Source organism: Hyphomonas sp. ske169 (assembly GCF_056850855.1).
Genome location: NZ_CP096146.1, coordinates 2,278,623 through 2,291,467, shown reverse-complemented (window position 1 = coordinate 2,291,467; position 12,845 = coordinate 2,278,623). Strand labels below are relative to the sequence as shown.

Here is a 12,845-nt window from a genome sequence, read left to right as displayed (position 1 = left end):
GAGTGAGGGCTTGTCTCGATTTGAAGAGCTAATCTCAACCGTGTCGCGCTATCAAACACTGGCGGCAGAGAATTATTCAAGGGTGAGATCCCTAGCAGAAGAGCTGCGTGCCGGACTCTGCGCCCATATTGGCATGAAAGACGGCATCTGTGTCATGCTGGTGCCGCCGTCCGGGCCGTTTGAGCCCAAAGACTATGGTGACCAGGCTTTCTCAATGCCGCCTGAAGGATTCCGTCCGCTTGGCGCCATTCAATTTGGTCTCGCCGTCCGCGTTTTGTCTGACAAGGACTGGATGCGCGTCACCATGCAATGCCAGAAAATTGGCGACGATTTCATCGCGCAAATTGTCGGCGGCGACGAATATCGACTATCGATCCCGCTCAAGGATAATGATCCAGAGCCGTTCTATGATCACATCTATGAACACGTGCTTGAATGGTTCCAAACGCAAATCGAACGCTATGAAGCGGGCGATTATGGCCGGCGTGAAATCGGCTTTGATGTGTCCCGAGATCATGACGAGGTTGCAGCCTAAATCGGCTGCGCTGGACGACTTATGGATATTGGCATTCTTCTCGCGGGCGGCGCTGGACAAGAGGTGATCTTTGCCTGTGCATTGATCGGCGCACTCGGCGTTGGCGCGCAATGGCTCGCTTGGCGTCTTCAGGCGCCTGCAATTGTGCTCATGTCGCTGGCTGGCCTCGCCGTTGGCCCGCTTTGGTCGGTGATTTTTGGCAATCCGCTGCTCAGCCCACAACAGTCATTTGGCGATGTGTTCCGGCCGATCGTCTCGCTCGCCGTAGCGGTGATCCTGTTTGAAGGCGGATTGGTCCTTAAGTTCGAAAATTTGCGGGAAGCGGGCGCCGCGGTTCGGCGCATGATCTTTATCGGCGGACCGCTCGCATGGGTCTTAGGCGCCTTCGCCGCGCGATTTGCGGCGGGACTAGATTGGGCCAGCGCCATTGTATTCGCCGGCGTTATGGTGGTCACTGGCCCGACCGTGATCATCCCGCTCCTGCGGCAGTCCAAGCTTGGCGGACGTCCAGCTAAATTTCTCAAATGGGAAGGCATCGTCAACGACCCGATCGGGGCATTATTTGCCGTTGCTGCGTTTGAATTTATCCGCGTCGCCTCGGAAGGCCAGAGCCTTTTTGGCGCCGGACTTTGGATCATTATGGCAGCCACTTATGGCACGCTGCTCGGTATCTTCTTTGGCTGGGCGATGGCGAAAGCCTTCCGTGAGGGCTGGACGCCGGAATACCTCAAAGCGCCGATCATTCTTGCCTCGATCGTGCTCTGCTACACGATGGCTGAGATGTTCCAGAAAGAGATCGGCCTGGTGGCTGTGACGGCATATGGAATGATGCTCGGCAATTCCAAACTGGCGGGCCTGAACGAGCTGCAAAAGTTCAAGGAAGACATCGCGATCCTGCTGGTCTCGGGCGTGTTTGTGATGCTGACGGCCGATCTCACGCCTGCAATTATTAGTCAGGCGATCAATTGGAACACGCTCGCCTTCTTGGTCTGCATGCTGTTTATCGTCCGGCCGCTTTCGGTTTGGATCGCCACTTATGGCACGCTCTCTCGCAACGAAGCGCTCTTGCTCGGCTGGATTGCGCCGCGCGGGATTGTTGCGGTTGCCGTGTCAGGCCTGTTCGGTTCGCTTCTGGTGGATCTTTCGCGCGAAGGGCGGTTCTTCTTCTCCGGGGCGGACCAGATTACGCCGCTGGCCTTTGCGATGGTATTCGTCACAGTTGTCTTGCACGGATTCACAATTGGGCCGTTGTCGCGGGGCCTCGGTCTGGCGCGCAAAGAAAAGCCTGGAGTGTTGATTGTCGGCGCCAATACTTGGAGCGTTCAATTTGCGCGAGCGCTTGAGCAAAGTGGGATCGAAGTCATCGTCGCGGACACCAATTACCGACGCCTCAAATCCTCGCGAGATGCCGGCTTGGATATCTTTATGGGCGAAGTCATGTCTGAAGATGCCGAGCTGAAACTGGACCATGCCCGGTTCTCAACCGTCATCGCGCTGTCCACCAATGACTCCTACAACGCGCTCGTGTGTAGTCATTTCGCCCCGGAAGTTGGGCGCCACATGGTCTATCAACTCTCAATCAACGAGGATGAAGAGAGCGATGATCGCGGGCTCAGCTCAAATGCGCGGGGCAGGACCTTGATCCGCCGCGGCCGGAATTATGACAGTTTGATCCGGGATCAGTATCGCGGCTGGGAGTTTGCCCGTACCCGCCTCACTGACAAATACTCGCTCGAGGCGTTCCGCAAAGACCGCCCAGATGCGGACATTGTTGCTGAAATCCGCGCCGACGGATCGCTTTTGCTGCTGGGGCCGAACCGTGAAGCGCGCGGCGGAGAAGGCACAGTGTTGATTAGTTTTGCGCCCGAGCTGAAGGATCAACCGAACGATCAAGCGGAACTGTCTCCGGCCTAATCTGCCGTCACGGCGTGAAGGTCGCGGCCATTTTTGCGAAGCCATGCGCGTTCCGCTTTCCAGTCAGGGCGGCAGGTCTCAACATGCGCCCAAAAGGCCGGACTATGGTTCATCTCGAGCAGGTGCGCGCATTCGTGGGCGGCGACATATTGCAAGACGGGCGGCGGCGCCATGATCAAACGCCAGGAAAACGCCAATCGGCCATCTGAGGTACACGACCCCCATCTCGATCTTGTGTCTTTCACCGTCACGCGTCGCGCTTCGACCCCCAGCATCTCGCAATACTCGATCACCGAATCAGACAAATCTGACTTTGCGGCTTTCCGGAGATATCGCTCAACCCGTTTTCCGGTTGTGTCTGCATCTCCTGGCACACGGAGCACCAAAGGCGGCCCAATCTCCAATTTCGGGACGCGTCCAGTCCCTTCCAGACTGATTTCACAGCGCTCGCCGCGCAAGCAGAAGTCTTGACCTGCTCGCAGCGCCACTTTCTCCGGAAGCGCCTGTAAATGCTCGGCAATCCAGTCGATCCGGTCGCGCGCAAAGGCGGCGGCTTCACCAATCTTTTTTTTGCTCGGCGCGACTGCCACAGCCTCGCGATTGCGTTCGTCGAGCCTTAATATCAAGCGACGGGCTTTCGGATTGATTTCAAAGCGAACATTCACCGTTTCACCGGATTTTGTGCGCAATGCCATCTTGTCGCCTTTATCGATAATCATTAAATAGCCTCGACAGGATTAGGCGATAAGCTTATGGGACTCCGGTTGAAAAGGGAATCAATCATGAAGAAATTAATGTACGGTGCCGCAGCGCTCACTCTATTGACGGCGTGTGGCGGTGAAGAAGCAGCGACAGAAGTCACGATTGCCGAGCCAACGCTAAAAGAACTTACTGTTCGTGCGGGCGATCCGGCTGAAGCAGCGAGCGCGCTGGCGGCAATGTCACTAACCAATAGCGGTAGCGGCGTTCTGTCATTCGCGGGCAGCACAACCGATGGCGCGACAGCAACCTTTACGGACCTGTCAATCACCGGCGAAGACGCCGTCAAAGTCGGCTCTCTGGTGCTTGAAGGCCTCGAAATGGACGGCGAGCAAGCCAATTTCGGTAAAATGAGCCTGAACGACATCACCCTTTCTGAAGAAGGTGAAGATGTTGAAGTAAAGCTCGGCTCTATTGAGCTTGTGAACCCGTCGCCAGAACTGGCCGGGTGGCTCGCAGCCAGCCTGAATGGCCAGGAAGTGCCGTTCCCAGCCGCTGACAAGGTCGTTTTTGACAGCTGGTCGATGAATGGTCTGACCGGCGATTTCGCAGAAGACGAATCCGAAGGCACGTTCGGCATCGAAAAAATCGAAATTCGCGACATGACCGATTTGAAAGCCGCAAAAGCGGTGATTAGCGGTCTAACACTGGTCGGCACAGACGAGTCGGAAGGCGTAAACTTCGACATCAAACTCGGCAGCATGACCGCAACAAATGTTGACGCGAAATTTGTCAAAGCCATTCAAGAGAATGTTGATGACGAAGAGGCCATAGTCGCCGCATTGATGGATATGGCTTACGACAATCCAATGGAGCCGGGCTATGACTCGTTCAAGCTCGATGGCCTGAATATTGACGTGGCTGGCGCCTCATTCGCCATTCCAAGCCTCGTGACTGGAGTTGAGCGGAACGCCGCTGGCCAAGCCACCAAATTCGTAACTCAGCCTTATTCGATGACGCTCAAAGCCGATGGCGCTGGCGGCGAGGTTGGTGAAGCGCTGCTGCAAGGCCTCAGCGTGGTTGGTTATGAAGAGCTGGAACTGAAAGGCGCTGGCGTCATGTCTTATGACCCAGACCAGGACATTGTCTCATTCGATGCTGGCTCGAACTATCTTGAGCTTGTCGATGGCGCGAAGTTTAGCCTCGGCGGCAAAATCGAAGGCTATAGCGCCTACACCAGAGACATTGCGGGCGCGTTCGATATTGAAGAGCTGTCTGCTGGTGCAGAGCCAGATCCGACCGCCATGACCAATGCGCTTGGCAAGCTGACCTTCCACAATTTCGAAGTCTCGATTGCGGATAACTCGCTCTTGGATCGCGCCTTCAACGCAGCTGCAACCGCGCAAGGTGCTGACCCAGCTGAAATGAAGTCGCAAATCGGCATGGGCCTCGCGATGGCGCCAATGATGGCTCAAGGATCAGGCATTGATATGGCTCTGATCACAGAAGCGACCACCGCGCTCTCAAGCTTCATCAATGATGGCGGCACGCTGACCTTCAAACTCGCGCCAGAGACACCGCTCTCTGTGGCGTCGATCATGGAAAACCCAGATCCAGCAGCCTACACTAAGGACTCGCTTGGATTTACGGCGACGCAAAAATAGGCGTTCCAAATCTCAATCAGAAGCGCGCGATATAGAGACGTATCGCGCGCTTTTCTTTTACCAGCGAACCACGCATACTAGCTTCATGAAACTTGCTTTTTTCGGAGATGTCGTCGGCAAACCAGGCCGCCAAGCTGTGCGCGAACACCTGCCGGGCGTGCGCCAAGCCTTGGGCTTGGATTTCGTCGTCGTAAATGCCGAAAATGCCGCCGGCGGATTTGGCCTTACCGAAGCCATTGCAAATGAGTTTTTCGACGCGGGCGCGGATTGTCTTACCCTTGGCGACCATGCGTGGGACCAACGCGAAGCGCTGACTTATATTGAGCGCGAACCGCGACTATTGCGGCCGATAAACTATCCGGAAGCTGCGAGTGCGCCAGGCAAGGGCGCACACCTCTTCGTGCTTCCGGATGGACGGCGCGTGGGCGTTATCCAGGCGCAAGGCATCGTGTTTATGAAACAGCTCTTGGAAAACCCATTTGGCGCCGTCGATCTCGCGCTGGATGAAATGCCGCTAGGGTCAGTCGCAGACGCTGTCATTGTCGACATGCATTGCGAAGCGACCTCAGAAAAAATGGCCATGGGACATCATTGCGACGGCCGGGCCAGCGTCGTCGTCGGCAGCCATACCCATGTTCCAACCGCCGATCATATGATCCTGTCAAACGGCACGGCCTATCAAAGCGATGCTGGTATGTGCGGCGACTATGATAGCGTCATCGGCATGCAAAAGGACAATTCGCTGCGACGCTTTTCCACGCAATTGCCGGGACAACGCTATGAACCGGCTTTGGGCGAAGGCACATTATGCGGTCTGTTTGTCGAAACCGATGATGCAAGCGGGCTCGCAAAACGCTGCGAACCGATCCGCGTCGGGGGGCGGTTGTCTGAATTGCTGCCAACCCTTTGAATTCTCAGCTGAGCTGGGTTAAGCAGCGCGTTCTAATGATTGACCGTAGGAGCCCCCATGGCTGGCCATAGTAAATGGGCAAATATTCAGCACCGCAAAGGTGCCCAGGATAAGAAGCGCGCGGCGCTGTTTTCGCGCCTCTCGAAAGAGATCACGATCGCCTCGAAAATGGGTGGCCCTGACCCCGATGGCAATCCGCGCCTGCGCCTTGCAATCGCCAATGCGCGCGGGCAATCCATGCCTAAGGACAATATCAAACGGGCGGTTGATAAAGGCCAAGGCGGTGGCGGCGAAGACTATGTCGACATCCGTTATGAAGGTTTTGGTCCCGGCGGCGTTGGCATCATTGTCGAAGCCTCGACAGACAATCGCAATCGTGCCGCCAGCGAGATCCGGACGGCATTTTCGAAAAATGGCGGCAATCTCGGCGAAACCGGCTCAGTCTCTTTCGGGTTTGAGAATGTCGGCGAAATCCAATTCGCGCCGGAAGCCGGCGACGAAGATACGATTATGGAAGCCGCGCTTGAAGCCGGTGCCAGCGATGTTGAAAGCGACGAAGACGGCCACTTCATCTATACCGAGCGCGAAGAATTGTCCGACGTGGCCGGTGCCCTTGAAGGCCAGTTTGGCGAGGTAGAAGCCAAATCGACCAAGCTCATCTGGAAACCCCAGAACACGGTGCCGATTGCCGGTGAAGATGCGGAAAAGCTGATGCGCCTCCTCGATGTGCTCGATGATCTCGATGATGTCGCAAATATATACGACAATTCGGAACTCTCTCCCGAAGAGATCGAACGGTTAGCAGGCTAAGCCTGGGTCTTGATCACGGCGGAACAAAAAACCGTGAAAACTGAAATCAGTTCTCGCATTCTTCGAGGCGAATCGTCATATGCAGCCTTCCAGAAGAAACGCGTTTGGACGATCTGAAATGAAACTGACTCATCCGCTATCCATCAGCCTGTTTGCCGGGGGCTTTGCAGCGCTCGCCACATTCTTTTTAAACGCTGGGGCTGAAGACCGACCAAACATCACGACCAGCCAAGCAGGCGTTGAAACAGCGATTTTCGCTGGCGGTTGCTTTTGGTGCGTCGAGAGCGATTTTGATAAGCTGCCAGGTGTGCTTGAGACCGTGTCAGGCTACACGGCCGGAAATAGCACAAACCCGACCTATAAAACCCATACAAAACAAGGGCATTTAGAGGCGGTCAAAGTTGTCTATGACCCGACCAAGATCGAGTATGGCGAGCTTGTCCACTATTTCATGCGCCATATCGATCCGACCGATGATGGTGGCCAGTTCTGCGATCGCGGTAATTCCTACCGGACCGCTGTGTTCGTAGACAGCGCAGACGAGCGGGCAGAAGTCGAGGAACAGTTTGCTGAGATCACTGAGGCCAGCCTCCTCCCGGCGCCGATTGTTACGCGGGTCTTGGATGAAACCACATTCTATGACGCCGAAGGCTATCATCAGAATTATTACCAGAAGAACCCAGCACGCTATAAGCTCTACCGGGTCGGTTGCGGCCGCGACAAGCGCGTTGCCGAGGTCTGGGGCGAGGCTGGCGACAGCTAGTTTCCAAACAATTTCAATCTAATCAAAGCGGGTTTCAGCACGCCGCGCAGACAGTGTGTCTTGCGCGATGGCGCCATCGCGCCCAAATAGGCCCAGCTAAGCATAATGGAGACCGCTTCTCATGACTGAAGCAGCCGCATCACCGCATATCGTCGATTCATCCGATCAGAATTTCATGACCGATGTGATCGAAGCATCGAATGAACAACCGGTCCTGGTTGACTTTTGGGCCCCCTGGTGCGGGCCGTGTCGGACCCTGACGCCAACGCTTGAAAAAGTTATCGGCGAGCAGAATGGCAAAGTGAAGCTGGTCAAAATCAACACTGAAGAACATCCAGGTGTTGCCGGTCAGATGGGCGTGCGATCGATCCCATCCGTGTTCGCTTTTGACAAAGGCCGTCCTGTTAACGGCTTTCAAGGCGCGCTACCAGAAAGCCAAGTTCGTCAATTCATCGAGTCCATTCTCGGCGGGACGGATGGCGCGAAACAGCTGCAGGAAGCCTTGGATCAAGCCGAAACCGCGGCCCAAAGCGGCGATATCGGTACCGCCGCGCAGCTTTATGGTGCGGTTATGGAAGCCGATCCGGAAAACGCCGCAGCGATTGCAGGGCTCGCGCGTTGCTATCTTGCCAATGATGATCATGATCGGGCCCGACAAATCTTGGACATGGCCCCAGAAAACAAAGTGAATGACCCGGCGATCAAATCGGTTCGCACCGCCCTCGATCTGATGGCGGAAAAACCGCTTGATGAAGACATGGCGCAAGCGAAAGAAACGGTTGCCGCTAACCCTACCGATCACAATGCCCGGTTTGACCTGGCTGAGTCGCTGATCGCGCAAGGCAAAAACAAAGATGCTTCCGAACACTTATTGACCATTCTCGAAGCCAATTTGGAGTGGGAAGACGGCAAAGCAAAAGCGAAATTGCTGGAAATTTTCGAAGCCGCCGGTCCAAAAGATCCGGTTACAGTCGAAGGGCGCCGCCGCCTCGGCTCGCTGATGTTTTCGTAAGAAGCCGCATTAAGATCTCGCCGCGCCCTGTGTTCAGCCCATCTTATGCTATAGGATGAGCCAAACAGGAGCCGGTGTGACCCACGAGACCTACCGAAAATTGTCGGATCTGCCCGAGATCATCCCGGTGTTTCCGCTCTCGGGCGTCCTTTTATTTCCGCGTTGGTCTTTGCCGCTCAACATTTTTGAACCGCGCTATCTCAACATGATTGATGATGCGATGTCGGGCAGCCGGATCATCGGAATGATCCAATCGAGCGGTGGTGACCGCGCCCATCCAAACCTGGTCAGAACCGGGTGTGCCGGCCGGATCACCTCTTATTCAGAAACCGACGATGGTCGCTATTTGATTTCTTTAACCGGGATTTGCCGCTTCGACGTCCAAGACGAACTCGGCGTCGACACACCATACCGGCAAGTCCTGGCGGATTGGCAGGCCTTCGAAAGTGACCTTGTTTCGCCGCCCGAAAGCGCGCTTCCGGATCGCTTGGCGCTCACCAACTCGCTAAAACGCTATACCCAAATCAACGCCATGGAAGTCGATTGGGAAGCGGTGGAGCACGCTCCAATGGAAACTCTGATCAATGCGCTTTGCGCCGGCTGCCCGTTTGGCACGCTGGAAAAACAAGCCTTGATCGAAGCTCAAACCGTTGCAGATCGGGCGCAAACTCTGATCACGCTGCTTGACATGGACGTGCCAGGCGATGACAGCTCGACCTTGCAATGACCGAAACCAAAACAGACCCAAAACCCGGCCCCTGCGGCGTCAACCCACGCCTGCTTGAAGTCTTGATCTGCCCGGTAACCGGCGGCCCGCTTGTGTTCGACAAAGACGCTTGCGAGCTGATCTCCCGAAAGGCCAAACTCGCCTTTCCCATTCGGGATGGCTTGCCGATCCTGTTAGAAACCGAAGCCCGCGATCTGGACACAATACAATCATGAGTAAACGCGCTTGGCCCACCGAATTGCGCTTTTCCAAGAGCAAACGCGCGCTCCACATCACATTTGATGACGGCGAAGCCTTTGCCCTGCCCTATAAACAGCTTCGGCTCGACAGCCCGTCTGCAGATGTGCAGGGCCATGGCAGCGGCCCTAAACCGCCCCCGCCAATTGTCAGAGATGATATCACTGTCGATAAAGCCGACCCGGTCGGGCGCTATGCGGTGCGCATCCATTTCAGTGACGGTCATTCAAACGGACTGTTCACTTGGGCCGATTTGCGGGAGCTCGCCGAAAAGAGCGCCGCGGCTTAAGCCTACTTACAGAGCGTTCCATTCGTGCCTATATGGCTTCAGCACAGAGGCTGGGGCGTTTGAGGACGGTCAGCTATCCGCCGACCTTAAGTTCCGTCAGGGAGCTGGCTCTGGACTGGACCGTGGTCCTATCTAACCGGCGCCCACCTAGTCTCTAGGTCGACGGGATACGAGACCCGAGACGGCGCTTTCGGTCCTGTGCGCTATCGCACTACATGCCATGTGGTTTGGCGGCCAGCGAGATAATTGACGCGCTGCCCATCGAAACAGGCATCTTGCTCGAGCTTGATCTGCGCATGCTGATCGGACCATTCAGGCACCGGCGCTTTCACATTCCCTTCGATGGCGTAGCAAGTGTTCTCATAGACCGGCCAATCGCCGCGAACAGGCGTGCCGTCTTGATCATCCCACATGCCAATTGTCGGCCCTGGCGCGTGCCCAAAAAAGCCGAGCGGATGGGTATAGACCGAGCAGATATAGTCGCCCGCATCGCACTGCGCACGCGTGTCAGCGAGGACTTGATTGCCCGTCTTCCCCGTGGCGAAGGCGCCGGTGTGATGGTCTTGCCAACGGTTCCCCACGGCCATGGCCGCCTTCAAACCCTCCGGCACATCGCTTTCGCCAATATGGGCGATATAGCCCATTTCTTGGGTGTCGGTGCATAGTTTGAGATAGCAAATTCCAACATCCGTATGGATCACGTCACCGCGCTGAATAACCCCTTCTGTGCCGCAAAAGGATTGCTCGGCTTCGCAAGCGAGGCCTGGTCGTTGGACATTGACATAGGGATTGAACCAGGGCGCCAGATTTAGGTCTTCAAACCGCTGGCGCATGTACCAGGCAACATCATCCGTCGTGGTGACGCCCGGTGTGATGACGTTCGACGAGAACGCCTCGCTGATTACCGAGCGTGCGAGGCTGACAATGTGCCCATAAGCCTGCATTTCGTTTTCGCTGCGGGTTTCGATCCAGCGAATGACCAAGTCTTCCGCGCTGACCAAACGCCGTTCCAGCCGGTTTGGCAGAACGGATTCGAGCTTCTGATGGAGCCCATGGGTTAAGCCGTCCGCCACTGGCCAATGCGACGAGACATTAATGCCAATCCGCTCTGGGTTTTTGTCTTCGATCAGATCCGCCAGCGCCTGCCATTGTTCATCGAGGTCGCCGCCTTCCCAAGCCGCAACATAGGGCTCACCGAGCGGATAGCGGTTGACGGTGAGCATCTCAAACGCGTCCTCGGTCTTGTGAAATACTAAGATCGTCGTTCGACGCGCAGCAAAGGCAGGTTGCGGGACAAGCGTGAAATAGACCGGATCTTCGGCATATTCGCGATTGATCACGAGCCACATATCGATGTCGGTTTCCTCCATCAATTTCGGCAGCAAATTCTCAAGCCGGTCGCGCGTCATCTCGTTTTCCGGCGCAATGCGGTCACGGAACTCGAAGACTGCGCTGACATCACGAACCTCGCGGCCTTGCGCAAACTGATTGTAGGCCTGAGCCAACGCCCCGGGCGCCAGAAGGCTCATGGCCAAAACGGCCATCATTAAACGCTTCAATCCAACCAGCATGCCGCCACCTTTCTCCAACCGAAGGTCAGCATAGAGCGGCCTCACGCACCTGCAAGATAGTCGGGGTCTCTATTTGGGTGAGGTGGTTTAATTTAGGGCTTCACGCACTTTCGGCATGATCCGGCGACTCACTGGCACTGTCACATCGTCTGCCAAGGATAGCGTCCCAGTGCCGGAGGAGTCGCGTTTCAATGCGGCGACATGCATAACATTGATCAAGTGCGAACGATGGACGCGCAAGAAGGTGGCTGGAAGGACCGATTCCAACTCGTTCAAACTCATCGAATGCAAAACGGTTCGTCCGCCAATCAGGACAATCTCAGTATAACCGCCAGCGCCGCGGCAATGTACGATTTGCCCAGTCTCAATGCGTTCAATCGACCCGGCGCCTTTAATATTGATATGGCTGGACGCGGCCCGTTCGCCAGCTTCGGCAAGCGCTTGTTCTAGGCGATTGGCGCGCGCTTCCTCATTCCGGCGCTCGCGCTCTTCGTCAGCAAGGATGACCGCTTGTTCGATGAAGAGCAGCAGCAGCAATAACGCCACGAGCAGGAAGAACACAGTGTCCAGGAACAGGCCTTGAAAGACAACAATCGCCAGCAAGAAAACCAAAAGTGCGATAAAGTAGAGAAACGCCCGCGTGCGACCTTGATACGTCCAAATACCCGTCGCGATCAGTGTTCCCAAGAGCGGAACGGTCATCCCTGTCAGCGCCTTATAGTCAAAGCCATTCGCGATCATCATGCTTAGCACTGAAAGCGCCGCGAGCCCGGCAACCCATTTGAGCGAGCCGCGCGTCATAAATGTCCGAAATGTGTGAAAAGCGACGCTGATGCCGAAGGCTGAAGAGAACACGGCGATCGCGATCAAACGCATATCGTGAATGGGATACGCATAAGCTACCAAGTTTCGCAAAGCTTCCGAGACCAATTGCGCCGCTGCAAAGAAACTCATCGCGCTTAAAGTGAGCGACCGCACACGTGCCGTTCCGATCAGCGCCATGACGCCGAAGTACAATCCGCCAAGACAGAAGAGGCTGAGCGTGACCAAGGCCATGATCAATCGCGGCGACATTGTATTGGAATACGCCCCTGCAGGCGCGATGCCGACCAAGTGCAAAGGCCGATACAAATCGATGATGCCGTGATGTGCGGAAGCGCGAAACACGATCTCATTCTCGCCGATCCGGAACAGGTTCTGCGGTGGATAAAGTTCGGTATCCATTTTGCCAGGTGTCTCACCGGCCGCATCGGCTGCGGGTGTTCCATTTGCGCCGACATATACGCCGTTCAAATAGACTTCGCTGGCCATTTTCCCGGACAGGTAAAGGGATAGAGGTTCGCCGCGCGCTCCGCGCACTGAGACCAAGTTCACTGTGGTTTTGACCCAAATATAGCTCCCCTGTGGATCAATCTCTTCCGCCCGCGCGGTCGCGCAGGTGGTTGCTGTGAAGTCCGGAGGGGAGGTTTGTGCCGCGGTGGCGGGGCAAATTGTGACCCGATCCAAATCGAGCAAGGTGAAGCCGCGCGCCTGCCCGAAAGCAGGCCAAGCCAAGACCAGAATCGCAACTAGCAATGAGATAAGTCGAACCATGACCTACCGTAGACAGGATTGACCGGGCCGGACAGCGCCGTTTGCCAGAAATTCGCTACCGTTCGCACAATCCACGCAAGCATAAATTCAATGATTCCTTAGGTTTGGCGCATCGCAACGC

13 protein-coding genes are annotated in these 12,845 nt (G+C 55.9%); 10 read left to right on the top strand and 3 right to left on the bottom strand.

What is annotated here, in order from left to right; genetic code table 11:
- Positions 1-10 precede the first annotated feature (10 nt).
- Positions 11-535 (top strand): hypothetical protein, encoded by a 525-nt coding sequence (locus MY069_RS11175; protein WP_482793867.1) that lies wholly within the window; start codon positions 11-13, stop codon positions 533-535.
- A gap of 21 nt (positions 536-556) precedes the next feature.
- Positions 557-2,449 (top strand): cation:proton antiporter, encoded by a 1,893-nt coding sequence (locus tag MY069_RS11170; RefSeq protein WP_482793866.1) that lies wholly within the window; start codon positions 557-559, stop codon positions 2,447-2,449.
- Here the strand turns inward: MY069_RS11170 and MY069_RS11165 are convergent.
- Positions 2,446-3,168 (bottom strand): M48 family metallopeptidase, encoded by a 723-nt coding sequence (locus MY069_RS11165; protein WP_482793865.1) that lies wholly within the window; start codon positions 3,166-3,168, stop codon positions 2,446-2,448. The genes MY069_RS11170 and MY069_RS11165 overlap by 4 nt on opposite strands.
- Positions 3,169-3,231: 63 nt before the next feature.
- Here MY069_RS11165 and MY069_RS11160 point away from each other — a divergent pair, with 63 nt between their 5' ends.
- The 8 genes from MY069_RS11160 (at position 3,232) to MY069_RS11125 (ending at position 9,560) form a co-directional block, all read left to right on the top strand.
- Complete coding sequence (locus MY069_RS11160; protein WP_482793864.1) at positions 3,232-4,812, top strand: hypothetical protein; 1,581 nt, start codon at positions 3,232-3,234, stop codon at positions 4,810-4,812.
- 85 nt (positions 4,813-4,897) lie between these two features.
- Positions 4,898-5,722: a TIGR00282 family metallophosphoesterase gene (locus tag MY069_RS11155; RefSeq protein ID WP_482793863.1), complete on the top strand. Its 825-nt coding sequence runs from the start codon at positions 4,898-4,900 to the stop codon at positions 5,720-5,722.
- A gap of 57 nt (positions 5,723-5,779) precedes the next feature.
- Positions 5,780-6,532, top strand: coding sequence for a YebC/PmpR family DNA-binding transcriptional regulator (locus MY069_RS11150; protein ID WP_482793862.1), 753 nt, complete (start codon positions 5,780-5,782; stop codon positions 6,530-6,532).
- Positions 6,533-6,650: 118 nt separating this feature from the next.
- The gene (gene msrA, locus MY069_RS11145) at positions 6,651-7,295 is read left to right on the top strand and encodes a peptide-methionine (S)-S-oxide reductase MsrA (protein WP_482793861.1); all 645 of its coding nucleotides are present in this window, start codon (positions 6,651-6,653) and stop codon (positions 7,293-7,295) included.
- A 121-nt stretch (positions 7,296-7,416) separates the two neighbouring features.
- On the top strand, positions 7,417-8,307 hold the full coding sequence (gene trxA / locus MY069_RS11140; protein ID WP_482793860.1) for a thioredoxin: 891 nt from the start codon (positions 7,417-7,419) through the stop codon (positions 8,305-8,307).
- 76 nt (positions 8,308-8,383) lie between these two features.
- A complete protein-coding gene (locus MY069_RS11135) occupies positions 8,384-9,034 on the top strand; it encodes an LON peptidase substrate-binding domain-containing protein (RefSeq protein ID WP_482793859.1) in 651 nt (216 codons plus the stop codon).
- Complete coding sequence (locus tag MY069_RS11130; protein WP_482793858.1) at positions 9,031-9,249, top strand: Trm112 family protein; 219 nt, start codon at positions 9,031-9,033, stop codon at positions 9,247-9,249. Before MY069_RS11135 ends, MY069_RS11130 begins: the two co-directional genes overlap by 4 nt.
- Entirely contained in the window at positions 9,246-9,560 is a 315-nt protein-coding gene (locus MY069_RS11125; RefSeq protein WP_482793857.1) for a gamma-butyrobetaine hydroxylase family protein, read from the top strand. The genes MY069_RS11130 and MY069_RS11125 overlap by 4 nt, the downstream gene beginning before the upstream one ends.
- Positions 9,561-9,763: 203 nt before the next feature.
- On the opposite strand, the gene MY069_RS11120 is transcribed toward MY069_RS11125, so the two are convergent.
- Both MY069_RS11120 and MY069_RS11115 read right to left on the bottom strand, forming a co-directional pair.
- Positions 9,764-11,131 carry a M24 family metallopeptidase gene (locus MY069_RS11120; RefSeq protein WP_482793856.1) on the bottom strand — a complete coding sequence of 456 codons (1,368 nt, stop codon included), beginning with the start codon at positions 11,129-11,131 and terminating at the stop codon, positions 9,764-9,766.
- Positions 11,132-11,218: 87 nt separating this feature from the next.
- On the bottom strand, positions 11,219-12,724 hold the full coding sequence (locus MY069_RS11115) for a LytR/AlgR family response regulator transcription factor (protein ID WP_482793855.1): 1,506 nt from the start codon (positions 12,722-12,724) through the stop codon (positions 11,219-11,221).
- Positions 12,725-12,845: the final 121 nt, after the last annotated feature.